Genomic DNA, 23,863 nt, shown 5'->3' on the forward strand with positions numbered 1-23,863 from the left:
GCCAACCTTAATTAATACCAAGGTTGGCAAACTATCGATGGCAGTATAGCACAGTTGCTAGTGATCTACTAGCACCACTCGCGGTTGATTAATTTGCTCGATCACCCGTCCGACCAGTTGGGCATCGCTGATGGTTGCGAGTGCTTGCTCAGCCTGTTCAGCCGCAATAAATAGAATCATGCCCAAGCCCATATTGAGCACATGATGGGCCTCGTGTTCATCCATCGCCGCTTGTTCCACAATTAATTTAAAAATTGCTGGAACTTGCCATGAACCACGAACTAATTCGACTGTCACGTTGGCTGGCAATACCCGCGGAATGTTATCCCAAATGCCGCCGCCAGTGATATGGGCCAAACCGTGAATCGCCACATCTGCTTGACGCAAGGCCTGAACTTCGTGCAAATAGGCCCGATGCGGAGCCAGCAAAGCCTCGCCAATGCTCAAACCAGCTAAAATTGTTGGTTGGCTGGCATAGCCTAAGGGTGCGCAAACTTTTCGCGCCAACGAATAGCCATTGGTGTGCAAGCCCGTCGAAGGCAAGGCAATTGCCACATCACCTGGCTTAATTGCGCTGCCATCAAGCATATGCGCCCGATCAACCACACCGACGATTGTTCCTGCTACATCAAAGGCTCCATCGTGGTAAACGCCTGGCATTTCGGCAGTTTCGCCGCCAAGCAAGGCAATTCCTGCATCACGACAGGCTGCTGCTAGCCCCTCAACTGCGGCCACAACCATGGCTGGCTCAAGCTTTGAGGCCGCAATATAATCGAGAAAAAAGAGTGGCGTTGCGCCTTGGCACAAAATATCATTAATACAATGGTTAACGAGATCTGCGCCAATCGTGCGTACATCGCCAACGGCTGCGGCCACCGCTGTTTTGGTGCCAACCCCATCGGTCGAGGCTACCAAAACTGGCTGCGCATGGCTTGCATTAACCTGAGCCAAATCAAAACAGCCGCCAAACGCGCCTAAACCTGCCAACACTGCTGGCGTATGGGTGGCCTTAACTGCGGCTCCCATCTGTTGGATCGCATCCATTTTGGTTGCAATATCAACGCCAGCATCCTTATAGGTGGTCATGGTTGTCTACTCCAGTTCCGAATTGATTGGTTGATGGCTCATTATAGAACAAAGAACATTGAGGATCGAAGATGGGCTATTGGTTAGCGGCATAATTGTTGGGATGCGTTCACCCCTTGCATCCCTCAAGGGCATTGTGTGGTATGCAATCATCCACTGATACACCACGGAATCTGTGGTTCGCGCCAGATCACGATTAAAACCTACCCTTGTAAGAGCATCCTCGTATGCGAGAGGGAACTGGTGAAAGGTGGAACGCCCCTCGCCCACCGCAGTGGGCGAGGGGTTGAGGTGGGGTCAGGCAGATTATTTAGCATTAACAAAACCTTATCGCCCAACCTTTAGCGAACGGGAATTGGCCGAAATTGATTTGGGCTTGGATTGCTTGGCATAACCCGTAGCGGCAAGCCTGTTTCGGTTGCTAATTGCTGGCGTAACCCAGTTGGTTGGCTGAAATGAGCGCTGGTGATAATTGACGTAATGTTGTTGTATTCAAAATTGAAGGCTTCATGCAACTCCAAAACTGCGCCATAGCTAGTTGCAGCATTGTAGGCATCAGCCTGAACATACAGCTTGGTTTGGGTGGCAATGCGGTTAGCCCACTCGCTACGCCGTGCTGAGTAATATTGATCATAGGGCCGAAGCGTGATCGATTGACCTGGCGCAAGTGCCTCGGTCACACCCCAAACAATGCCTTGACTGGCAACATCCCACCATTGTTGGTTGACATGGCTAGGCGCTGGATTGGGCGCGATATACAAATCGACCCAAAATGCTTCACTCGTCGCACAATTACCTTGATTGGTGACTGTCACAACTAATTTCTGGTCAACCGTGATACTGCTCACCTGTAAATCGGCATAGCAATAGCCTAACACCAGCGGCAAGAAGTTTTGGCTTGTGCCAATAAATGGCGTGCCAGTAGCAGTTGGTGTGTTGCTGACCGTTGGCGTTGCTGTATTAGTTGGTGTATTAGTGACCGTCGCTGTCGCGGTACTGGTTGGCGTATTACTTGGTGTTGGCGTATTGGTTGGCGTATTACTTGGTGTTGCTGTCGCCGTGTTCGTGGCAGTTGGCGTAGCGGTTGCCGTTGGCGTAGCGGTTGCCGTTGGCGTGTTCGTGGCGGCGCTTGGCACACAGCCAGCCACCACAATATCATCAACATTCCAGCCAAGAGCGCTAACCAAGCTGTCGCTGCCCATGCGGAAGCGCAACCAAATTGTTTGGCCTGCCAAGGCGGTTAAATCAGCAGTTTCTTCAATATAAAATGGATAATCGCCGCTCAAACCAACGAATGCCGATTGTCCCGCTAAGGGATTATCGCTCTCAAGTGTCAGTACGCCATCGTAGCCCGAGCTGGTAAAGAAACTTCCAAGATCGTTAAAGGTTGTGCCATCAGTGCTATATTCAACCACCCCACCATCAAAATAAATATCAAATGGTGTATTGTTGCGTTTGGCTGAGCGTTCGGGCATTGGGGTTGGTTCGCCGCCACCACCTTCGTTATCAAACTCAAAGCTATAGTTATGGTTGAAATACAACGTTACTTCACTCGCGCCCGCTGGAATTGTGATGCCGGCCATCGTCGTTAGCCGTTGATCGCTAATCGTCTCAGGATTATCGGCATGCCACGAGAGGCTGGGGCTATTAAAACTGCTATTATCCAAGACCCAGGTTGGGCCTGTGCCACTGACATTCCACAGTGGTTCGCTGCTCACGCTATCGCTGAACAACACTTGCAGATTGCTGCCTGGCACACATGCACTTGGCGGAATTGTTGGGGTAACTGGCAAAGCGGTATTGCTGGGCGTTGGCGTGTTACTTGGCGTATTCGTCGCCGTATTGGTTGGCGTGTTGCTTGGGGTTAACGTTGGCGTGTTCGTCGCCGTATTGGTTGGCGTGTTGCTTGGGGTATTTGTCGCCGTGTTGGTTGGTGTGTTCGTCGGCGTGTTCGTCGCCGTGTTGGTCGCTGTGTTGGTTGCGGTTGGGGTGGCTGTCGCTGGGGGCGCAACCCAACATTGCGAAAACTCCGAGGTTTCGTTGGTATTGACGTTCGTTGCTAAAATCGTGATATTTGGGGCTGGGCTGGGAAACAGCTTGGTAAATGCGCCATTTCCAGCGGCATCGGTCGTGAAAAAATCACTTTCTAAGAATTGTTGGCCCTCGCCATAGCCCGAAGTATCGCAGGTGGTATTGCTGTAAAAAGCCAAACGTAGCTCTTGGCTGGCAGTGCTGTTGAATGTCCCTTGGATTGTAACCGTTGTGCCATCATCAATAACACTGACGACTACTGGATAATTTTGGGTGCTATTCGGGCCTGCATCAAGATCATCAAGATCGTTGGCGGTGGGGCCATCATTGTTAATATCAATGCCTAGCTCAGCATTGAACGCAATGCTATTTTCGCTAAATAAGCCTTCGCCGCCGATTTTGATGTTGCTCGGAGCCAATTCGCTCAATTCGAGCAGCGCAATGCCATCGCCTTGGTTGCCAAGCGGGCTGTTATCGAGCGCTACGCCGATGCGATTGCCTTGCATGGTAACATTGGTAGGGTCGAAAACGAAGTTTACCCCATTGCCGTTATTGCCACTAATCAGGTTGCCCTCGGCATCGTCGGCAGTTTCGTCGCCATCAGTGCCCAGCACTAAGCCAGCAACTTCATTTTGAATTTGCACGCCACCTCTGTTTGGGCGAGCTACTAAACCAGTGCTGTCAGTACCAATGTAGTTGCCACTGATGATCGTATCGGTGATTGGCTGATCGCCACCACCAACGCCAATCCCAAGATCGCTGTTGCCGCTAATAATGTTGCGTTCTAAAGCATCGCTCATGCCATCGCCATTGGTGCCGATGCGCGTGCCACTTGGCCCAAAACGCAGCACGACCCCACGCTGATTGCCAATGGCGGTCGAGCCAGTTGGATCAAGCCCGATAATATTGCCTGCAATGACGTTATCGGTTGGGAAACCGCTGGAGCCACCGCTAAATTCGGCAATTTGCACGCCCTCGGCGCTATTGCCACTGATCACGTTACCTTCGACTGCATCGCGCACGCCATCACCATTGGTTCCAATGATCGTCTCAATCGTATTGCCACTAATCTGAATACCTGTATCGTTGGCTGCTGCGGCAGTTCCAGCTGCATTTAATCCAATATAGTTGCCACGAATGTGATTATTTGATGAGCCATAAATATAGATGCCTAAGATGTTACCGCTGATAATATTGCGTTCGGCGGCATCGCCAATGCCATCGCTGTTGGTGCCAATTGTGACATTGCCAATGGTCGGCCCAAAAAATTCGATGCCAGCGCGATTACTGCGGGCAGTATTGCCGTCGCTGGCCACCCCAATATAGTTACCAGCGATGCGGCTATTCGCGCCACCTGAGAATGAAATACCATTGAAGGTTTGGCCAGCAATAATATTACCTTCGAGCGCATCATTACTGCCATCGCCATTGGTGCCAATCATCGCTTGATTACTGTCTGGATAGAGCAAAATGCCCATATTATTGCCGTTGGCGGTTTGGCCGTCGGGTTCGAGGCCGATAATATTTTGGGTTAGCCAAACGTTGTCACCTTTGACGTTAATTCCAATCCAAGTATAAAAGCTTGGGCTACGAGCAGCGTTCAAAACCAAGCCACGAATTACCGAGCCATCAGCTTCGGCCAGCAAAATTTCAGTATCAGTAAATCCGCTAGGGTCGCTCAAACCTGAACCATCAAGCTCGACCACCAAGCTCATTGGCCATGTGCTGCAATCGCTGCCTGCTTGGCTACAGCCGTCGATTTGAATTTGCGTTTGCAAGGCTGGCAATTCGCTGGTGAGAACGATGGTTTTGACCCCAGCCCCTGGAATCGCAAAATTAATCGTGTCGGCATCAACATTGGCATTCGCCGCGTTAATCGCTTCGCGCAAGCTACAATCTTGGTTGCCAGTGCCCGTGCCAAGAGCATCGCACGCGCCATCGTCGGTATCAGCAACCGTATTGACCACAAAAATCCCTGTCGGAACAAATGGCCTTGGCTGAGCTACCGGTTTTGGCGCGGCTGGCGGTGAATTCAAGGCTTGCAAGCGTTGAATGGTAAGCGGCACTTCGCGCTGAGCAGCAGCTTGATTCAAAGCCTCAGCCTGTTGGATGACCGATTGATCGAGCTGCTTGGAAGTTGGTGGGACTACCCGTTGGGCAGCGACTGGGCGATTGAGCAGCGCCCCCGTCACGATCAACAAACCGACCATTCCTAATGAAAGCAAACGAGTAAAACGCAGTGAAAATGCATGCTTCATAGACCTACCTCAAACATCAGCATCGACGACCTCACACAAAACACACCTTTGGAATTAGCCTTGAGTAAACATTACCAAAGATGCAACAACGAACACCAAATGCTGATGCTTGGTGTTCGTTGTGGTGCTGCGCTCAAACTTATGGCAAGTAATGGCGATTAATCATCAATCGGGTTTATGTTAGGCAGGGTTGTGATGATTAATCAACTTAAACTATTGCCATAAATCAGCTTGTTTGGCCATGATAATGCTCATAACCTTGTAGGTGAGCTTGGCACTAACAAAATTTGGCGAATGTAAATTTTCAATTGGTGCTAATTCCATTATATCAAAGGCCACGACCTTGGCCGATTCTTGCACTAGAATACGGGTAATTTCGAGTACTTCGCGCCATGTCAGGCCATCGGGTTCAGGCGTGCCAGTCGCAGGTACTAAACCAACATCTAAGCCATCAATATCGATTGTAAAATAGACTTGTTTGCCCCGTACAAAATCGCGCAAGGCTGGCAAATGTAGCCCATCATGCACATGTTCACTATAAAAAGTCGTAATCCGTGGGTCAGTTTTGATCATATGGGCTTCGCTGATATCCAATGATCGAATGCCCAATTGCAACAAATCGCCAGCGCCAACATCGAGAATTCGGTGCATGGCACAAGCGTGGGAGTGTTTGCTGCCCTCATATTGATCGCGCAAATCGGCGTGAGCATCAATTTGCACCGTCACAAAATCGCCATGTACTGCGTGGAGACCTTGCGCGACCGCGCCTGAAACTGAATGCTCGCCGCCCAGTACACACACCAATTTGCCCAACCGTGCGGTTGCTTCAACTGCTTGGGCGATGCTTTGCATAGCGCTATCAGGGTCTTGATCGTTGACCTCGACGCTGGGCAAGGTGTGCACGCCCCAATTTTTGGCTGGCTCAGTATCGAATTCACGATCATAAAATTCGACCTGTTGCGAAGCCTCGATAATCGCGCTTGGCCCATTGACCGTGCCACCGCCATAACTCACAGTAGCCTCAAAGGGGATGGGCAAAACTACCACTTTGCTGGTCTCCAGCGTGCTATACTGCTGATCTAAGCCCAAAAAATTATCGGGAGTAGTATGGGTCATCGTGTTCCTCATTCCACAAAAGTACTATTAAGAACTATAAAGAGAACCATAGAAGCCAACCGCAGAAACGGGTATAATCACCATTGTACGAGACAAACGGGCGCTGACGATCAGCAATTTAGTCAATAACGAGGATACCAATGAGCGTCGAACATGCATTAGCCGACTTTCTAGAAGCCAATCTTGGGCGCTTCGCCAAACATACTGGTGAGTTGCTGCGCCAAATTCCCAATTCGCCCTATCCTAAGCTCTCGGACGCAGAGTTGATTCCCCGCATGCAAAAACCGTTTGTGGCGACAATTTCGGCTTTGCGCGGCGATTTACAAGCGTTAATCGATTTTTCACGTCAATCGATCAAGCCTGTCGTCGATAATCCCAACGCTAGCAGCGACATTGTGGCCCAAATTGGCGAGGCGATTTATAGCACGCTCAAAGTTGCTGCCCGCGAATGTTTCGCCGATGATGAATTGAATTATGCCTTGGCGTTGGCCGCCGCCGCTGAAGTGACCTTTATCTCAAATAAAAATAGCTATCAAGCCTTTGTCGATATCCGCGAAGCCCGCATTCGCGAGCGCGAAGAAACCTTGCAGCAAATGACCAGTGAGCTGGATCAAGCCAATGCGGCCTTGCGCGAACTGGCAGCACCAATTGCGCCAATTCACGATAATATTTTGGTCTTGCCCTTGGTTGGCTCGATCGATACTAACCGCGCTCAAATGCTGACCGAAGATCTGCTTGAGCAAATTGTCGCACGCCAATCGGATATTGTGATTATGGATATCACAGGCGTGCCGATTGTTGATACCAATATCGCTAATTATTTGGTGCAAACCACCAAGGCCGTAAGTTTGTTGGGGGCACAAGTAATTCTGGTCGGCATTAGCGCCGAAGTTGCCCAAACAATTGTTGGCCTCGAAATCGATTTGCGCCAATTGTCGGTTCGTGCCAACTTACAAGATGGCATCGAATATGCGCTCGAACAAGTTGGACTTGGCATTCGCCCATTACAAGAGCAACGGCGTGGCTAAACTCAATTGGCACGATCAACGTCCGTTAATTTTGCTCGATATTGATGGTGTCATCAATATGTTTGGCCGTTTGGGGCGCGAACAACAGCAAATCCCGCCGGGGATTCCAGTGCAATACCCGCCCCAAATTCATGCTTCGATCGCCCGGCTGGCCAAAATCGGCCAATTAATCTGGTGTTCGACCTGGCTGCAACTAGCCAATACTGGCTTACATAGCGATCTTGGCTTACCAGAATTACCATTAATCGAACCATTGCCCGAAAATCCGACGGCGATTTTGTGGAAGCTCAACAGCGTTGCCAAGCACCTTGCCGATTGGCAAACCCCGATCTTTTGGATCGAAGATGGTTTTCGGCCTCAAGTGCATACCTGGGCGCAACAACGCAGCAAGCAAGGCCGTTTTACTCAATTAATCGATGTGCGCGAAACTGGCTTAGTGCCCCAAGTTGTTGATCAACTCGAACGGACGCTGGCTCATTTCGCGGTTTGAGGAAACCAAACGATTCATGTTGACCCATCTTGATGATCAAGGGCGAGCGCATATGGTTGATGTTGGTGACAAGGCAGTTACCCAACGCCAAGCCCAAGCCCAAGCCGATGTGCGCATGCAACCAGCAACCTTAGATCTTTTGGTGGCCGGAGAATTGCCCAAAGGCGATGTTTTGGCAACCGCCCGCATCGCTGGAATTATGGCAGCCAAACGTACTGCCGACTTAATTCCCTTGTGTCATCCACTCCCGCTAAGTTCCGTAGCGATTGAAATCGAGGCGCATCCTGCGCAATCGCTGCTTCGTATCATCAGCACGGTGCGTTGCACAGGCCGCACTGGCGTAGAAATGGAGGCGCTGATGGCAGCATCAGTCGCAGCCTTGACCATTTACGATATGGCCAAAGCTGTTGATCGTGCTATGGTGATCGAGCAGGTTTTTGTTCGGAATAAAACGGGCGGCGCACGGGGCGATTTCCAGCATCCCCTAACTCCGCTTGATACCTCAGAGTAAGCTTTGATTATCGAGCGTGTAGAGCCTCGCCTGAGACCTACGTTTGTCCCAACGATGTGGCAGAATGGTCATGAAAGGTTGTCTCTATGCGTGCAATTGTCTTTAGTGGTGGAGCCAATCGTGGCTCACTCCAAGCCGGAGCGGCCCTTGCGCTGCTCGAAGCCGGCATTATCCCCGATTTGGTTGTTGGTTCCTCGGTTGGTTCAATCAATGGCGCAGTTTTAGCTTGTCATCCTAATTTGGCAGGCATTCAGCGAATCGCTCAGCGCTGGAAAAGCGTCAAGCGCGAGGATATTTTTCCTGGTGGTTCGTTACGCTCGGCCTGGCGCGTGGTGCGTGGGCGTGGTTCGCTGCACCATAATCATGGCTTGCGGCGTTTTATTCTCTCGCTACTACCGCCCAATATTCGCCGCTTCAGCGATTTAGCAATTCCCTTTTTCGTCACGGCTACCAACTATCGCACTGGTGATATGCATTTGTTTGGCGATGATCCCCGTGAGCGCTTGGTTGATGCTTTGATGGCCAGCGCTGCCGTACCACCTTATTTGCCAGCCTATCATTATCGCGGCGAAACTTACCTTGATGGTGGGTTTGTCTCGAATTTGCCAATTGGCGTGGCCTTACAGCAAGGCGCTAGCGAAATTTGGGCTTTGGAAATTGGGCTTGATGCAGCCGCCACCGTGCCGCCGTTTGGGGTGCGTGGCTCATTGACCCGCACATTCGATGCCTTGATGCGTCGTCAAATGGCTCATGAACGCGAATTAGTGCGCTTGGCAGCTAAGGCTGGGGTCAAAGTACATCATATTCAAATGTTGCATTACAGTGGGCTTGATGTGCGTGATTTTCGCTATAGCAGCCAGTTGATGGATTTGGGCTACCAGAGTGCCAAAACCTACCTGAGTGAACAAAACCAACTAGCACCAGTCGCAGCGCCAATTGAACCCGCTCGGCGTAGCAAAGTTGAGGCGGCTTTACGCACCAGCATTGCGGCTCAAGCTCAATTAGCCCGTTTACGCTTCGGCATTTTGCGCGGTATGTTACGCCGCCAAGGCTTACCCCAGGATTCAGTTATTCCACCAAGTTAAATTATTGTTGAACTTTTTGCTGATTGGGCGTAGTTGGTTGCTACGCCCAATTGTCGTTAAGCGGCACTGCGCGAACCACGCCCGCGAATTGCCCAAACAATGTTGGCAATCATTCCATAGGAGATATAGCTGAGGGGTAAGACATACAAAAATTGGCTTGGTCGAGCGAGTGCCAACACAAAGATCACGATAAAGGCGATCCGAATTGGCAAGAAGGTTTCAAAGGCAATTTGCTCGACGCTAGGGAAACGCAAGGTGCTAATCATCAAAAAGCCGGTAAAGCCAATTAATGCTGTTGCCACATACGGGTTGAGTGCACCAGTGTAGAGTGCCAACGAAGCAGCGGTCATACCCGCCATTGGAATCGGCATACCCACAAAAAAGCGTTTATCCGAGCTGGTAATCAAATTGTAGCGAGCTAAACGGCCAGCGCCACAGCACACAAAAATGCCCGCAGCGATTGTGCCAATCCAGCCGACTTCGCGCAACGATATTTGGTAGATCAGCAAGGCTGGAGCAGTGCCAAACGAAACGACATCGGCTAGTGAATCTAATTCCTTGCCAAACTCGCCACTTACGCCCAACATGCGAGCGGCGCGACCATCGAGGGTATCAAAACTTGCAGCCAAACAAATCAGCACAGCGGCTTTGAAGGCCTGACCATCAACAGCAGCAATAACTGCTAAAAAGCCGCAAAACAGGTTGCCCGACGTAACAAGATTGGGAACCCATGAACGGCGAAATTTCACAGCCATGCTCCAATCTGGGTCAACCCACCTTTGATGGCCTGCCCCTTCTTGACAAAGACGTTGATCGAGCCGCTTGGCACCAAAATATCGGTACGTGAGCCAAATTTAATTAAGCCAAAGCGTTCGCCTGCGCCTAATTCTTCGCCAACCACTGGCCATGTGATAATTCGACGAGCTACCAATCCAGCAATTTGGCTAATCAAAACTGGGCCATGCTCAGTTTCCAGCCCAAGATAGGCTCGTTCATTGACGATATCGGCTTCGCCATCCCAGGCAGCGCGAAATTCGCCTTGCACATAATCGCGATATTGGACTGTGCCAGCGCAAGGGGTGCGATTGATATGCACATCGAATACCGATAAGAAGGTGACGATTCGCGTGGCTTTGCCGCCAATAAAGCGAGGTTCATCAACTTCATCGATCATCGTAATGTGGCCATCAGCGGCGGCGTATAAAATTGAACTATCGGCGGGGCATTCGCGGTCGGGGTCGCGGAAGAAATAGCTGGTAAAGGCTGTGAGCGCGAGAGGTAAGATCGCTGCCTTGCGACTAAATAACGCTGTCAGGGCGGTCAAACCCAAGCCGGCTCCGATGAAAGGCATGCCTTCGATGGCAATACCCGGCAGTGAACGGCGAACACGAGCGCGGTTAGAAGGCATGAAGCGACTCCTTAAAAAAACTATTAGACAGGCCGTAAGTGGCGCTGCAACACGCATGCTTGGATTGAGGCGTAATTATACCATCGTGCTTTGTTAATTTCGCATTGCGTCAAAAATTCGACAGAGTGGGCTTGATTGCATACAATGCCAACCGCTTGCAAGCCCACACCCAAGGCTTGAACTTAGCACATACGAACCCTGCAAAAAAAGGTTTCAGCGTTTAGCCTGTTGGTGCGATGATTGCTTGCAACAATTGCACCACAAAGCGCGTCATATCGATAGCAAAACTACACAAGGTTCGGAGGCAAACAATGCAACCACGGTTATTGCGCTCCTACTACGACCGCAAACTTGCTGGCGTATGTGGAGGCTTAGGTGCTTATTTTGAAATTGATTCAACGCTGGTGCGTTTAGTCATGATTTTACTGGTCTTTACGGGCTTAACGTTTTTGATTTATCCTGTATTGTGGTTGATTATGCCGAGCGAAAAACCTGGGGCGATGCCACCGCCCTTTATGCCGCAGCAACAAGCGGGGGTTGTGCCACCACCACAGCAACCATTCAACAATGTTAGCTCGCCCTATCGCTATGATCCATTTACCGGCCAGCCAATCGCTGAGCAACCAGAAGCCTATACTGGCACAACCGTTCAAGTAAGGCCTGATCAATATATTCCGCCCTATTCGCAGGCTCAGCAACCAGCCCATGCGCCACGCTCAACCCGCAACAACAAGAAAGTGCTAGGGTTGTTGCTGCTGGCATTTGGCTTGATCACCTTTATCGATAAATTTGGTGGGGCAGCAGAATTTATTACGCCATTGTTGTTGATTGGCTTAGGGATCATGTTGTTTCGGCGGCGTGGCTAGCAGCGGGAGAAGTTGATTATGACAGTTATGACAGAACAGGTGCAGCGACGCTCATTATTCTGGCCCTGTTTGCTGATAGGCCTTGGGGTGCTCGGGGCACTATCGGCAATCAATCTCTTTGATGCCAGTTTGTTTGATCTACTGGATGAGTTCTGGCCAGTCTTGTTGATCGGGGCTGGCCTCGATCTTTTGGTGGCGCGGAATCGGCCACGCTTCGGGCTGGGTTTAGCATTGGTAGTTTTGAGCGTGTTGGGTTTGTATGGCCTTACCTATACTGAACCCAACTATGAAATCTATAGTGAGGCCTTAGCAGCGCCCCAAATGGCCCGCGTTGTTGTCAATGAACGTGGCAGCACGCTTGAAATCAAGCCTGAAATCCTCGATGGTCAAACCTCGATTGCTGGGGTTGTGCAAGCAACCAATATTGGCTTGCGTGAACTGAATCCAGATAGCGAACATATCAGCATTGTTTTGGGCCAAGATGAGCCATTTGGTGGCAATAAAGGCCCGCAAACAATTTTGGTTTCCATGAATCATCCAGTTGATTTCGATTGGGATTTGCGTGATGTAACGTTAAATGCTGATTTATCAACATTGCAAATTGGCAGAGTTGATGCTGAATTAGATGCAGGCTCGGCGGTTATTAACTTGGCTGAGCGTGGCGAATATCATTTCAATATCGATGCCACGACCTTGGAATTAAATCTACCAATTAATATTCCAGTGCGAATTCAGCGCGATGATAATGCAACAGCCTTCAATCTCAATCGCGATTTGAATATTCAGCAAGTTGATGATGATCTCTATCGAAGCCCTGATTGGGAAGCTACGCCAGAGGAGTATCGCTTAGATATTTATCTCTCAGGATCAGCCTCGAGCATCACGATCAAGTAATCATTGCCTTGCCAACCGAACCAATCCCGCAGCCATGAACTCCATGGCTGCGGGATTTTGAGTTTAAGCTTGGGCTAGTTCAACGTATTCTTGCTTGATAATGTGGTCGGGCTTGACTCCGGCCATCTGCAACAATTCGCTGATAATTTGGGTTTTGCCTTCAGCATCACGGGCCGACCAAGTACGGCTCTTGATTTCTAAATAGGTGCCTTTGGCGGGGCCACTGGTGATCATGTCGATATTGATCGCAAAATCAACCTCGCCATACATAATCCGCCAGCGGCGGCGATATTTCTCAACTTCGATCACATGATCGGGCGAGAAATATTCACGATAGAAGCGTAACGAACGATCGGCTGGGGCGGTGTAGCGTGCCCGTGAAAGCAAGACTGCCGAGGGCAAATCTTCACGCTCATTGGGCATGGTCAAAGTCAAATTGTATTTTGGCTCAAGCCGCGAGCCATCAACCCGATGATCTTCACGGTAACGAATCCGCCCACGACTAGGATCATCGAAGCTGAAGTAGGTGTCGTATTGCTTGCGTTCGCTCGCCTTGGTAATTTCGACCGCCTCTGATTCGAGGAAAGCTTCAACGCTGCTAGCATCTTCCAAACGCGCCTTGACTTGAACTTCGAAGATTTCGGCTTGTTTAACTCCACCGATCGCCAGAATTTTATCCAACAAATTGACTTCACGTTGGCTGAGGAATTGATTGATCGTTTCGGCGATCCGCAGGGCATTGCTCCGAACTTCGGTTTCATCAAGCGTCAACAATTGGCGATCTTGCAGTACCCAAGCACCATCGATCAACACATGGCGTACATCGCCCGAACGGGCTGAGTAGACCAAGTGATTGTAGATTGAATCGTTGCTGTAGTTATAGGCTGGAGCTGGCACGACGTGCAATCCACCCAAATCAACAATTGTGATATCGGCGCGTTTGCCCGCTTCGACGCTGCCAACCAAATGATCAAGGTGCACAGCTTTAGCACCCATGCTCGTAGCCATAGCAAAAGCCTGCTTGGCGTTGACTACGGTGGGATCGCCCGTGACACCCTTGGGCAAGATGGCTGCTAAGTGCACTTCCAACCACAAATCCTGGTCGTCGTTGGAGGCGGGGCCATCAGTGCCAAGCCCTACATTCACACCAGCTTGCAGCATTTCGCCATATTTGGCCACGCCGCTCGCCAGTTTGAGGTTGCTGGTTGGGCAGGGCACGGCTCCTGCGTTATGCTTTTTGAGTAATTGCATATCACGTTTGTCGATGTGTACACAGTGGGCCGCAATCCCTTTATCGGTGAAGGCATCCAAATCAGCGACATAGGCGATTGGCGATTTATCGACCAACTGGCGGGCTTCTTCGACTTCGCGGGCGGTTTCGCTGAGGTGAGTTACTAGCGGCACATCGAATTCGCGAGCCAATTCGGCGGCAGCGCGATAGATGGTGCTGTTACAGGTGTAGGGTGCGTGCGGCGCAATCGCCGGAATCACCCGACCATGATCTTTCCATTGCTCGAAAAAGCGGCGAGTGCGCTCTAGACCTTCGTCGTAAGAGGCAGCATCGGGGGTTGGCCATTTCATCACGGTTTGGCCACAGATCGCCCGCATCCCAGCTTGATCAGCGGCGCGGGCTACTTCTTCCTCGAAATAATACATATCGACGAAGCTGGTAATGCCGCCCTTGATCATTTCGGCACACGAGAGGCGCGTGCCATGGTAGACAAATTCGGGGTTAACAAAGCGACTCTCGACCGGAAACATATAGCCATAGAGCCACACATCCAGCTGCTGATCGGCGACGATGCCGCGCAACAAACTCATTGGAACGTGAGCATGGCCGTTGATTAAGCCAGGCACAATGGCATGATTGTTACAGTCGATCGTTTGGCTGGCGGTATAGCGTTCGCGCAACTGGCTGCTTGGCCCGACCTCGACGATTGCACCAGCCTGAATTGCCACCCCACCATCACGAATGATCGTGCCTGCTGCGTCCATTGTGACGACGATGCCATTAAGCAGCAGGGTATCAATTTGTTGTAAAGCCATTTGGCCTCCTTATGTTGCACAAAAGCACAAGCATCATCGCTTGTGCCTTAGATGGCATATTTGGGTCCCGTCTGGCGGGAGGTATTCAGGTGATTGTACCACGATTTCGGTTAAATGTGGATCAAGCGGCGGCTAAATGTTGGGCAAAGACATATTTAGTTGTGTTAACGAGGGTTTGTGCGCCCATTATGAATGCTTGGGTTTCGTGATAATCGAGCACACTATACAGCTGGGCAATTCGTTGGCGCAGGGCACTGCGGGCCGCATGCCAATAGCCCCAGCCCGTGGCATTCAGCCGCAAACCGCGATCATCACGGGTGATCCATTGTTGGGCTAATAACCCATCGATCGTGCTTTCGGCGCAAATACCCAAATAGGGATCAACTGCGATTAATAAATCTGGGCGCGAGATCGGATTATGATGTTTAACAATTGAACGCAAAATCATGCCCTGGGCTGGGCTGATGCCACAGGCTTGCCATGCCAAGGCCTTCGCATCGGCGCGATAGTTGCTCAACGCGGTGCAAACCATCAGGGCACGTTCTTCAAAAGTTATGGCTTTATGGGCGCTAGGCCTTGGTCCATAGGCATATAGCAAATGATCAAGGCAGGCTTGAGTTGGAATTGCCTCGCATAAGCGCTCGCCATATTCGGCCACCGCATGGGCCGCAGCTTCCGGCCAAACATCAAATAATTCTTGAATCAAATCGGCTCGTTCAATCAGATACGCCAAGTAATGTGGCCCAGGCTCGTATTTGCCACGTTCAAGCACTAACCAGCCTTTGCGTAAAGCCTTCTCTAACACACTCGCTACAATCAATGGGGTGTAGTAATGGAGATAATTGACATAACCATGAAGGGTTTGACGTGGATAACGGACAACGGCTTCGATCAGCAATAGATCGCGCCAAGAGCCAAAGGTGCGTTTGCCAAAGTTGTGCCAACGGGGGTGGTCGATCAAGCTGTGGTAGACAGCATGAATGGCGGTGGGCAAAGAGTGTACTGTCATCATCGTGTGGCCTCCTCTGAAAGCACATACGCTGACTTTGACGCACGGATGCTCAGTTTATGGTATCCCAAAAGTCATGATCTTATTGATCTAAGAGTACATAGGCGAGGTAGGCCAAGGCTTCGCGACTGGTAGCTTTGATACTAGCCCAATTCGTAGTTGGGCTATTGGCTTTGACGGGCGCTCCAAAGCTCGTAATGCCATAGTCGTGGGCCATTTTGAGTGCTCGTAGTAGGTGCGGCGGGTCGGTCACGATCAATAAACTATCGATCTGCTGGCGCTGCATTTCATCGTGGACTGCCAACAAGGTGCTACGGGTATCGCTGCCTTGGGCCACGCTGATGATCAAGGTTGGATCAATTGAGTGTTCGATCAAATAATCGTAGGCAACTGAGGCTTCTGAGCGCGTATCGTTGAGGCCAGTGCCACCCGAAACAATGATTCGGCGGGCATAACCCAAGCGATACAGACGAATTGCTTCGGTCAGCCGCGCTTCCAAAACTGGCGATGGCTCGCCATCCCATTGGGCCGCGCCGAGCACCAACAAGGCATCAACGGGGCGTAATTCAGCTCGTTGGGCTTGGCGATAGACAATATAGCCCGTACTGATAAAAATTACCGCTGCCAAACACAAGCTGGCGAGTAGCCCGCGGATGCTGCGACGAAGCCATTGTTTTGCTGGTGATTGCATTGCGATCCTTTGCCTTAGTTTGCTGCTTTACGCGCTATCCTACCACGCTCAAGCCAGTTGCGGCGCAATCTCTGCTACAATTTTAGCATCATAACATAGATGAGGTTGCTGATGACTGGACGTTTACCTTTGCTGACCCGCCGTGGCGATACTTTGCGCTACGACCGCGAAAAAGGCATTGTTGCTATATTAAATCGCCGTTTGTATCCGGCCCAAACTGTGTGGGTCGATTGTACTGATCTCGAAGTCGTGGCTCAAGCCATCGAGACGATGGTAATTCAGGGTGGCCCGCCCTTGGCCTATGCTGCTGGCTATGGGTTGGCCTTAGCCCTCGATCAAGCTACCGACTATTCGTTGGCCCAACAGCAAGTGGTTTTAGCCCTGGCCTTGGAGCGCTTGCGCCGCACTCGCCCAACCGCCGACGATTTGCACACAATTTTGGCCGAGGCCGAACGCTTAGCCTTGCAGGCGCTTGAGCAAAATCAAGCTCCCAATGATGTGGTTTATGGCTATGTTGCGGGCGAAATTCAGCGTGGCGACCGTTCAGCCGAACGTTGTGGCGTGCGAGCAGCCGAGTTGTTGACTGATGGCGATACGGTTTTGACGGTTTGCTATCCTGGCGCGGCCTTTAATTGGATGCTCTATACGGCGGTGGTTAAACAAGGCAAACAAGTGGCAGTTATGCCCACTGAAACCCGACCCTATGGACAAGGCATTCGGCTAACCGCCTCGCAAGCCTTGGAAATTGGCTCACAGGTGACGGTGATTAATGATAATATGTCGGGCTTTTGTTTTAGCCGCGATATGATCACGGTTTATATAACGGCGGCTGATCGTATTGCCCTCGATGGCTCAATTGCCAATAAAGTTGGCACCTATACCAATGCCGTGTTAGCAAAACGCCATGGTGTGCCGTTTTATGTGCTTGGCTACGATGGCCCTGATCTCAACACCGCAACTGGTGCTGAGATTCCGATTGAAGAACGCAATGGTGATGAAGTGCTGATGATGAATGGTCAGCGTATTGCTCCAGAAGGCGTGCGCGGCTATTATCCAGCCTTTGATGTAACCCCGCCAGAGCTGATCAGTAGCATCGTGACTGATCGCGGAATTTATCGACCAGCTATGATTCAGCGCTATTTGGACGATAGCAGCGACGCACCGCTTGAGGTTATTCCGTTGTTGGGTTAAATTTCAAGCCCAGTGCCAAGGGTTGAGCTTAGCACTGGGTTTTTTCGTTAATTAAGCGCAATGCGAAAATGATAGGCGCTGATCGTTAAGCCTTCGCGAAAATAGAATTTATGGGCTTGTTCGCGATGCACGCCACTATCAAGATGCAGTTCGTTGCAGCCTTGCGCCTTGGCTTCGGCTTTGAGCCAATCCAACAGTGCCTTGCCATGGCCGCTAGAGCGTTGGCTAGCTGAAGTGATCAGATCATCAACATATAGCAACATTCCAGCATATAGCATTTCCATAAAACGATAGCCTGCCACTGCTTGAACTTGGCCATCAACCATGACGGCGGCCATCCGATAGCCATCGCGCTCGATCATCCTTTGAATTTGGGCAACATACTCTGCCTCAACGAGGGCTGGCCGCAGCTCATGCATCACGGCAAAAGTACTGGCAATTTCAGCGGCGCTTTCAATTTGCTTAATTTGCATTGGTTTGCTCCACAACAGCATAATCGGCGCTATTATCGCAGTTTTTTAGTAGTGTTTTCCAATTCAAATCCATTTACGCTGCACTTGAGTGCGCCGAATCTGGCACTTGGGTGCTAGCGCTGGCATCTACAATCCAAGCACCGAGGATAGCTTGATTGCGAGGAAATTGTATGACCCGCCAACAACAGCTTGCGCTGTATCTTTTGCCAGTGGCTTTTGGGCTGGCCCTGATTGCCGATTTACTAGGCTTGTTTCACCAATTATGGGGCATTAATTTTGTACTTTGGACGTTGCTCTCAAGCGGCGCAATCGTTGGCTTGGCGTTTAAGCAAGCCCAAGCCTTGCCCAAAGAAACCTGGCTCTGGCTCGTAGTTGCCAATATCGCAAGCTTGGGCTTTGTGCTGCGCGATAATGGCGCGATCTTGTTTTGGCTGGGCTTGTGTTGGGTCTTGGCTTGGATGCTCATTTTCAGCCAACCTTACCGCGCTCATTGGCAATTGGCCTCAATTCGCGGCTGGATTGTATCGGGCGTGGTGGCTGGATTTGGGGCTGCGTTCGGTAGCTTTGCCGCATCGATTCATCTGCCACTGCGGGTTGGTAATTTCACTAGCGCCAAATTACGGCCAATTTTGATTGGGCTAGGTTTAGCCTTGCCATTATTGTGTGTGTTTGGCGGCTTGTTTGCCTCAGCCGATGCAGTATTTGAAAATATTTTCGCCGATTTGTTTAACTGGAATTTGGATTGGCTGTTTGAGCATGCATTTGTGGTGTTGTTTAGCACTTGGGCGATTTTGGGTTGTGGCTGGATTTTATTTGCTGCACCAAAACCAGATATTGCGTTGAGCCAACGTCCAAGCTTATTCAACATTGGCAAGATCGAAGTTGGCATCATTTTGGGCTTGCTGAATGCGCTTTTTGGTTTGTTTGTATTGATTCAAATTCGCTATTTATTTGGTGGCGAACAGCAAATTGCCGAAGGTATTAGCTATGCCGATTATGCCCGCCGTGGCTTTTTCGAGTTGGTAACCGTGGCCTTATTGGTCTTGCCAACGTTGCTAGTTGGTAGCTGGCTGAGTGAACAACGAACTGAAGCCCAACCCTTGTTTCGGATTTTGGCCTTGGTATTATTGGTACAAGTTGGGGTGGTGTTGGCTTCGGCTGTTTCGCGTATGCTGCTCTACATCGATGCTTATGGTTTGACTGAATCGCGGATTCAAGCAACAGCCTTGATGATTTGGATTGTGCTGGTGGCCTTGTGGTTTGTGGCAACCGTGCTGCGCCAACGGGGTCAATATTTTGCCAATGGAGCCTTGGTTGCGGCCATGTTGGTGCTGATTGGCTTGGTTTTGTTGAATCCTAGCAATTTGATTGTGCGCTACAACGCCAGCCATCGCGGCGTGGCCAGCTTTGATGGCTACTACATTGGCAGTTTGGCCGATGATGCTGATGCCGTGCCAGCGATTATCGAGGTGCTGCCGAGCTTGCCTGCGGAACAAAATTGCCAAATTGCTACGCTCTTATTAGATAATTGGCAAGAAAATAACGACGATTGGCGCAGTGCCAACCTTAGTCGCAGCAATGCTCGTCAGGCTGTGCTGCAAAACGAACGAATGCTGACCGACATGAGTTGTCCAATTGATCGCTCAATGTGATCTTGGTTGCTGGTGGTAAGTGGTACAATTGACCTTCGCTACCGCCCAAGCGTGGAGCACCAATCAGATCAATCTGGCAATTGTTGCCAGCAGCACCAAATGGAGAACTAATTCGTATGCGAATGTCGAAACTTGCAACGAGTACCACCAAAGAAGCACCAAATGATGCCGAATTAATTAGTCACTCGCTGTTGGTGCGGGCTGGCTATGTCAAGCAACAATCAGCCGGAATCTACTCGTTGCTGCCGTTATGTGTACGTTCGACCCAGAAAATCTCGCAAATTATTCGCGAAGAGATGGATGCGATTGACGGCCAAGAGTTGTTGATGCCAGTGGTCACCAGCGCAGATCTTTGGCGCGAAACTGGTCGCTACGAAGGCGTGACCGAAGAATTGCTGCGCTTCAAAGATCGCAACAATAAAGATATGGTGTTGAACATGACCCATGAAGAAGTGGTCACCGACATCATGCGCCGCTACATCAAATCGTATCGCCAAATGCCCGTCATGGTCTATCAGATTCAGACCAAATATCGTGACGAGGCCCGACCCCGTGGCGGGATCATTCGTTTGCGCGAGTTTACGATGAAGGATGCCTATTCCTTCCATGCCACAATTGAAGATCTCGACCAATATTATGAGCAAGTGCTCAATGCCTACAAGCGGATTTACCAACGCTGTGGCTTGCCAGTCGAAGTTGTGCAATCTGACCCGGGCATGATGGGTGGCAAGATTGCCCACGAATTTATGGCGGTCACACCAGCTGGCGAAGATACCCTGATCTTGTGTCCAAGCTGTGGTTATTCGGCCAATCGCGAAGTTGCCGTTGGAGCCAACCCAGCCTCAACCGCTGCGCTCGAAGCCCTAAGCCAAGGTGAAGCCAACACCAAAGATTTGGCTGGGCATTTCGGGGTTGCACCAACTCGCGTTATCAATATTAAACTCTATAAAACTGCCGAAGGGGTGTTGGTGGTAACCTATGCCCCAGCAGGCCGCGAAATCAACCACATCAAATTGCAAAATGCCGTTGGCGCTGAATTGCAAAACGTCAGCGAAGCCGAATTGGCCAACTATGGCTTGAGCGGTTTTGCTAGTGTTGCTCCACGCAGCCTCAAGGCTAGCGAAAACGTGCGCATTTTGGTCGATAGCGCTTTGACGACCGAACGCAATTTGGTTGGCGCAGCTGGCAAAGCTGGCCACTACGATCTCAATTTAAATTGGGAGCGGGATTTCACAGGCGAAGTTGTCGATTTGACCGATGTGCTCGAAGGCCAACCTTGTAGCCGCTGTGGTGCGCCATTGACGATTGCTCGTGCGATCGAAGTTGGTAATATCTTCAAATTGGGCACCAAATATTCAGCCGCCATGAAATGTGTATTTGCCAACGAAAAGGGCGAAATGCAACCAGCAATCATGGGTTGCTATGGCATTGGGGTGCAACGGATTTTGGCATCGTTGATTGAAAAGTTCAACGATGCGCGTGGCATGATGCTGCCAATTACGGTTGCGCCATATCAAGTCCATGTGGTTGGCACCGATTATCAAAGCAATGCCGAAACTAAGAGCGTCGCTGATCAACTGTATAGCGATTTACAAGCCCAAGGCGTAACAGTATTATTGGATGATCGTGATGTTAATGCTGGCAATAAATTTGGCGATGCTGATTTGATTGGCAACCCAATTCAGGTGATTATCGGCTCGCGTGGCCTGAAAAATGGTCAAGCTGAGGTCAAAATTCGCAGCACAGGCGAAACCACCATGGTTGCTTTGGCCGATCTGCTGAGCCATGTTTTGGGCGTGCGCCAAGCAATGTTTGCGAGCTTGAGCTAATCTTTGAGGGGTCAGGGGCTAGAATGGCTAGTTTTGAGCTGGCTCTTGACCTCTGACCCTTGACCCCGACTTTTGGGCCACCGCTGAAGCAGGCCCATTACGCCCCACCACAGCCAAAGCGATTGACGTGCCAACGGATATTTAATGGAGGCGCTGTAACTGGCCTGAGCTGTGCGTCAACATAACGGGCATCCACCTCGCTCCAATCTGGCTGATACCCACCATGATGATGCGAAATTGTCAGCTCGACAATGCCCGTGATTGAGGCATGCCGAAAGCGCAAGCTGGCCGGTGGCTGATTGATCGTCGTTGGTTGCATATGCCAATCACGCTTGGCTAGCGCAGCGATGTAGAAATCTTCCAGTTCGTGTGGTTCTAGCTTGCGTAATACAACATAATGCATAGCCTGGCCATTATGCCGAACATTGGAACTATCCAAATAGATTGGAAAATCGTCGATTGGGCCAAGTGTTGCATACGCTTGAACTGGCTCAAACACCATGAGCAACACACAGATCAGAATACTACCTCCTACGATGGTGATGATACTTTTTCTCAACATGGCTCTCTCCAATTCAATCAAATTCGCTATTCCACTCAGTTCTGAGTATAGCCAACCATGGCCAGCATAAGTAGCAGATTCAGAGCAGAATCGTTGCAAGCATGCAGCTAAAAAGCCAAGAGCAGCGCCAATAGCACTGCTCAAACGATCACAACCACTTGTAGCTTAAGTTTTAGTTTGAATGGTTGATAAGGCTGCGAGTTATGACACGCCATTGTGTCGTTGTTTCGCAGATTTGCCTTGGGCTAAAGCCTCTCACCGCATTCGCCTTGGGCATGGTAGCGCCTCTCACCGCACTACCGTTCAATTCCTTATCAGTAACTCAGACCTCCTTGATGCTGGCTAGTTTTTGTGTCAAAGTTCTTCGCTCACAATGAGTATAGCAGTGAGCTTGGCTAAAAAAGTCGCAAAAAAGTCGCAGCTTTGGTTGCGATTCTGCGACTTTTGCTTCACGCGGGTGCAAGGCTTGGGCCGAGGGTATCGCGAGCGATGCAACGTTTTGCTGCATACCAACGTCTATACACTAGATCTTTTGGCCTAGAACTTGCTCGCCAAAGCGGTTAAACCCTACTCAAAATAAACCCTTTGGTGTATTCCCAAAATCGAGGCCATATGCTATGCTGCCACTAGCAGCGCAGCATAACGATTTGAATAATCTGCGGCTGTGTGTAGACGAAGCAAAGGAGCCTGTATGTCGCGTCGCAAGGTGCGATTATTTTTTTGCCTGCTTTTAGTAGCAGTTTTGGGAGTTCATGGCTTACAGCGAAGGCAAGTGATTGTAGCGGCAGCACCCATGGTGTTCGACCAATATGCGCCACCGCAAACTCATAGCTTCTATGTACCCAATGCACCCGCGATTATCGGTTGGCCTAGTGCTACGGCGCTGTTTTACGCCGCTGGTCGGCCTTACCCAACCGATGTGCCCGAGGCCTATTTCGACCCAAGCTTTAATTTGACCATGCTGCGCTTGCGCTCAAGCATTATTGCCAGCGCCAAACGCCATAATCGCCAAGCCATTACCAAACTTACAGATGATCAATTTGCCGTATTGATTGCGGCTCAACTCTATTTTGAATACAACAGTGCTTTGGCGACGCGGGGTAGTTTTGGGCGAGCAGTAACTCCGGTCTATCAAGAGGCCCAAGGAGTTGCCAACTCGCTAGGTTTGGGCAATTTTAGCGTGTGGCCCGCCAATTTGCGGCCTTCGGTTGGATTGAGTTTATTGAATGGCGAAATGCCGTATGTCAATTCACTCAACGAGCCAACCAACCGCCCAATTCCAATTGTCATTTTTGGTAGCAGTTTGCAAGAACGTATGCAGCGCTACAGCGATTGGCAACCAAGCGAAACCGAAGTTGCTGCCGAAATTAGCGATCCATTCTTAGCAGTCGAATATTTAGCCGCCAATTTTGAGGTTGCCAGCTATCGTGCCGAACACGATTGGGTCACAGTTAATTGGATGACCTTTGTAGCCTGGCATAATCAAGGGCTGGTCAGCCCTGGCCATATCAGCAACAATGGTCAATTGGCAAATGTTCTGCCAACCTTTGAGCGCTATATCCCTGGCGCGATGGCCTTGATTTACACGCCACCCGATTTTGTCCCAGGCATTGTGCGCCAGCCAATTGCCAAATAAA

Annotated in this window: 20 protein-coding genes; 10 read left to right on the forward strand and 10 right to left on the reverse strand. The window is 50.4% G+C overall.

Going from position 1 to position 23,863, the window contains the following annotated elements:
* Positions 1–57 precede the first annotated feature (57 nt).
* The 3 genes from purM to speB all read right to left on the reverse strand — a co-directional run bounded on the left by purM (position 58) and on the right by speB (position 6,491).
* Positions 58–1,086 (reverse strand): phosphoribosylformylglycinamidine cyclo-ligase, encoded by a 1,029-nt coding sequence (gene purM / locus DEF47_RS04705; protein ID WP_012192374.1) that lies wholly within the window; start codon positions 1,084–1,086, stop codon positions 58–60.
* A gap of 341 nt (positions 1,087–1,427) precedes the next feature.
* The gene (locus DEF47_RS04710) at positions 1,428–5,375 is read right to left on the reverse strand and encodes a CSLREA domain-containing protein (protein WP_012192375.1); all 3,948 of its coding nucleotides are present in this window, start codon (positions 5,373–5,375) and stop codon (positions 1,428–1,430) included.
* A 213-nt stretch (positions 5,376–5,588) separates the two neighbouring features.
* Positions 5,589–6,491 (reverse strand): agmatinase, encoded by a 903-nt coding sequence (gene speB, locus DEF47_RS04715; RefSeq protein ID WP_012192376.1) that lies wholly within the window; start codon positions 6,489–6,491, stop codon positions 5,589–5,591.
* Positions 6,492–6,631: 140 nt separating this feature from the next.
* Here speB and DEF47_RS04720 point away from each other — a divergent pair, with 140 nt between their 5' ends.
* The 4 genes from DEF47_RS04720 to DEF47_RS04735 all read left to right on the forward strand — a co-directional run bounded on the left by DEF47_RS04720 (position 6,632) and on the right by DEF47_RS04735 (position 9,605).
* Entirely contained in the window at positions 6,632–7,519 is an 888-nt protein-coding gene (locus DEF47_RS04720) for an STAS domain-containing protein (RefSeq protein ID WP_012192377.1), read from the forward strand.
* Complete coding sequence (locus DEF47_RS04725) at positions 7,512–8,009, forward strand: hypothetical protein (RefSeq protein ID WP_012192378.1); 498 nt, start codon at positions 7,512–7,514, stop codon at positions 8,007–8,009. Before DEF47_RS04720 ends, DEF47_RS04725 begins: the two co-directional genes overlap by 8 nt.
* A gap of 16 nt (positions 8,010–8,025) precedes the next feature.
* Positions 8,026–8,520, forward strand: coding sequence for a cyclic pyranopterin monophosphate synthase MoaC (moaC, locus tag DEF47_RS04730; protein ID WP_012192379.1), 495 nt, complete (start codon positions 8,026–8,028; stop codon positions 8,518–8,520).
* A gap of 86 nt (positions 8,521–8,606) precedes the next feature.
* Positions 8,607–9,605, forward strand: coding sequence for a patatin-like phospholipase family protein (locus DEF47_RS04735; RefSeq protein WP_012192380.1), 999 nt, complete (start codon positions 8,607–8,609; stop codon positions 9,603–9,605).
* Between the two features lie 56 nt (positions 9,606–9,661).
* On the opposite strand, the gene pssA is transcribed toward DEF47_RS04735, so the two are convergent.
* Positions 9,662–10,354, reverse strand: a complete 693-nt coding sequence (gene pssA / locus DEF47_RS04740; RefSeq protein WP_012192381.1) for a CDP-diacylglycerol--serine O-phosphatidyltransferase — start codon at positions 10,352–10,354, stop codon at positions 9,662–9,664.
* On the reverse strand, positions 10,351–11,013 hold the full coding sequence (locus tag DEF47_RS04745) for a phosphatidylserine decarboxylase (RefSeq protein WP_012192382.1): 663 nt from the start codon (positions 11,011–11,013) through the stop codon (positions 10,351–10,353). The genes pssA and DEF47_RS04745 overlap by 4 nt, the downstream gene beginning before the upstream one ends.
* Positions 11,014–11,324: 311 nt before the next feature.
* On the opposite strand from DEF47_RS04745, the gene DEF47_RS04750 reads away from it, so the two are divergent.
* Positions 11,325–11,879 (forward strand): PspC domain-containing protein, encoded by a 555-nt coding sequence (locus tag DEF47_RS04750; RefSeq protein ID WP_012192383.1) that lies wholly within the window; start codon positions 11,325–11,327, stop codon positions 11,877–11,879.
* A gap of 18 nt (positions 11,880–11,897) precedes the next feature.
* A complete protein-coding gene (locus DEF47_RS04755; RefSeq protein WP_012192384.1) occupies positions 11,898–12,773 on the forward strand; it encodes a LiaF transmembrane domain-containing protein in 876 nt (291 codons plus the stop codon).
* Between the two features lie 63 nt (positions 12,774–12,836).
* On the opposite strand, the gene DEF47_RS04760 is transcribed toward DEF47_RS04755, so the two are convergent.
* The 3 genes from DEF47_RS04760 to DEF47_RS04770 form a co-directional block, all read right to left on the reverse strand.
* Positions 12,837–14,819, reverse strand: a complete 1,983-nt coding sequence (locus DEF47_RS04760; protein ID WP_012192385.1) for an amidohydrolase family protein — start codon at positions 14,817–14,819, stop codon at positions 12,837–12,839.
* Positions 14,820–14,940: 121 nt separating this feature from the next.
* Positions 14,941–15,831 carry a hypothetical protein gene (locus DEF47_RS04765; protein ID WP_012192386.1) on the reverse strand — a complete coding sequence of 297 codons (891 nt, stop codon included), beginning with the start codon at positions 15,829–15,831 and terminating at the stop codon, positions 14,941–14,943.
* Positions 15,832–15,910: 79 nt separating this feature from the next.
* The gene (locus DEF47_RS04770) at positions 15,911–16,519 is read right to left on the reverse strand and encodes a YdcF family protein (protein ID WP_012192387.1); all 609 of its coding nucleotides are present in this window, start codon (positions 16,517–16,519) and stop codon (positions 15,911–15,913) included.
* A gap of 111 nt (positions 16,520–16,630) precedes the next feature.
* Here DEF47_RS04770 and DEF47_RS04775 point away from each other — a divergent pair, with 111 nt between their 5' ends.
* A complete protein-coding gene (locus tag DEF47_RS04775; RefSeq protein ID WP_012192388.1) occupies positions 16,631–17,710 on the forward strand; it encodes a s-methyl-5-thioribose-1-phosphate isomerase in 1,080 nt (359 codons plus the stop codon).
* A gap of 47 nt (positions 17,711–17,757) precedes the next feature.
* Here the strand turns inward: DEF47_RS04775 and DEF47_RS04780 are convergent, their stop codons facing one another.
* Positions 17,758–18,183: a GNAT family N-acetyltransferase gene (locus DEF47_RS04780; protein ID WP_012192389.1), complete on the reverse strand. Its 426-nt coding sequence runs from the start codon at positions 18,181–18,183 to the stop codon at positions 17,758–17,760.
* A 170-nt stretch (positions 18,184–18,353) separates the two neighbouring features.
* On the opposite strand from DEF47_RS04780, the gene DEF47_RS04785 reads away from it, so the two are divergent.
* Together DEF47_RS04785 and DEF47_RS04790 are read left to right on the forward strand one after the other, a co-directional pair.
* A complete protein-coding gene (locus DEF47_RS04785) occupies positions 18,354–19,835 on the forward strand; it encodes a DUF4153 domain-containing protein (RefSeq protein WP_012192390.1) in 1,482 nt (493 codons plus the stop codon).
* Positions 19,836–19,951: 116 nt separating this feature from the next.
* Positions 19,952–21,664 (forward strand): proline--tRNA ligase, encoded by a 1,713-nt coding sequence (locus DEF47_RS04790; RefSeq protein ID WP_012192391.1) that lies wholly within the window; start codon positions 19,952–19,954, stop codon positions 21,662–21,664.
* 97 nt (positions 21,665–21,761) lie between these two features.
* Here DEF47_RS04790 and DEF47_RS04795 read toward each other — a convergent pair whose 3' ends face one another.
* Positions 21,762–22,226 (reverse strand): hypothetical protein, encoded by a 465-nt coding sequence (locus tag DEF47_RS04795; protein WP_012192392.1) that lies wholly within the window; start codon positions 22,224–22,226, stop codon positions 21,762–21,764.
* A gap of 691 nt (positions 22,227–22,917) precedes the next feature.
* Between DEF47_RS04795 and DEF47_RS04800 the strand changes: the two genes are divergently transcribed.
* Positions 22,918–23,862: a hypothetical protein gene (locus tag DEF47_RS04800; RefSeq protein WP_012192393.1), complete on the forward strand. Its 945-nt coding sequence runs from the start codon at positions 22,918–22,920 to the stop codon at positions 23,860–23,862.
* Position 23,863: the final 1 nt, after the last annotated feature.

This window comes from Herpetosiphon sp., assembly GCF_003512625.1.
In the GTDB taxonomy this organism is placed as follows: domain Bacteria; phylum Chloroflexota; class Chloroflexia; order Chloroflexales; family Herpetosiphonaceae; genus Herpetosiphon; species Herpetosiphon aurantiacus.

Coding starts and splice junctions, on each gene's coding strand:
- purM (WP_012192374.1), bottom strand. CDS start 1,086: ATGACCACCTATAAGGATGCTGGCGTTGATATTGCAACCAAAATGGAT.
- DEF47_RS04710 (WP_012192375.1), bottom strand. CDS start 5,375: ATGAAGCATGCATTTTCACTGCGTTTTACTCGTTTGCTTTCATTAGGA.
- speB (WP_012192376.1), bottom strand. CDS start 6,491: ATGACCCATACTACTCCCGATAATTTTTTGGGCTTAGATCAGCAGTAT.
- DEF47_RS04720 (WP_012192377.1), top strand. CDS start 6,632: ATGAGCGTCGAACATGCATTAGCCGACTTTCTAGAAGCCAATCTTGGG.
- moaC (WP_012192379.1), top strand. CDS start 8,026: ATGTTGACCCATCTTGATGATCAAGGGCGAGCGCATATGGTTGATGTT.
- DEF47_RS04735 (WP_012192380.1), top strand. CDS start 8,607: ATGCGTGCAATTGTCTTTAGTGGTGGAGCCAATCGTGGCTCACTCCAA.
- DEF47_RS04745 (WP_012192382.1), bottom strand. CDS start 11,013: ATGCCTTCTAACCGCGCTCGTGTTCGCCGTTCACTGCCGGGTATTGCC.
- DEF47_RS04750 (WP_012192383.1), top strand. CDS start 11,325: ATGCAACCACGGTTATTGCGCTCCTACTACGACCGCAAACTTGCTGGC.
- DEF47_RS04755 (WP_012192384.1), top strand. CDS start 11,898: ATGACAGTTATGACAGAACAGGTGCAGCGACGCTCATTATTCTGGCCC.
- DEF47_RS04760 (WP_012192385.1), bottom strand. CDS start 14,819: ATGGCTTTACAACAAATTGATACCCTGCTGCTTAATGGCATCGTCGTC.
- DEF47_RS04765 (WP_012192386.1), bottom strand. CDS start 15,831: ATGATGACAGTACACTCTTTGCCCACCGCCATTCATGCTGTCTACCAC.
- DEF47_RS04770 (WP_012192387.1), bottom strand. CDS start 16,519: ATGCAATCACCAGCAAAACAATGGCTTCGTCGCAGCATCCGCGGGCTA.
- DEF47_RS04775 (WP_012192388.1), top strand. CDS start 16,631: ATGACTGGACGTTTACCTTTGCTGACCCGCCGTGGCGATACTTTGCGC.
- DEF47_RS04780 (WP_012192389.1), bottom strand. CDS start 18,183: ATGCAAATTAAGCAAATTGAAAGCGCCGCTGAAATTGCCAGTACTTTT.
- DEF47_RS04785 (WP_012192390.1), top strand. CDS start 18,354: ATGACCCGCCAACAACAGCTTGCGCTGTATCTTTTGCCAGTGGCTTTT.
- DEF47_RS04790 (WP_012192391.1), top strand. CDS start 19,952: ATGCGAATGTCGAAACTTGCAACGAGTACCACCAAAGAAGCACCAAAT.
- DEF47_RS04795 (WP_012192392.1), bottom strand. CDS start 22,226: ATGTTGAGAAAAAGTATCATCACCATCGTAGGAGGTAGTATTCTGATC.
- DEF47_RS04800 (WP_012192393.1), top strand. CDS start 22,918: ATGTCGCGTCGCAAGGTGCGATTATTTTTTTGCCTGCTTTTAGTAGCA.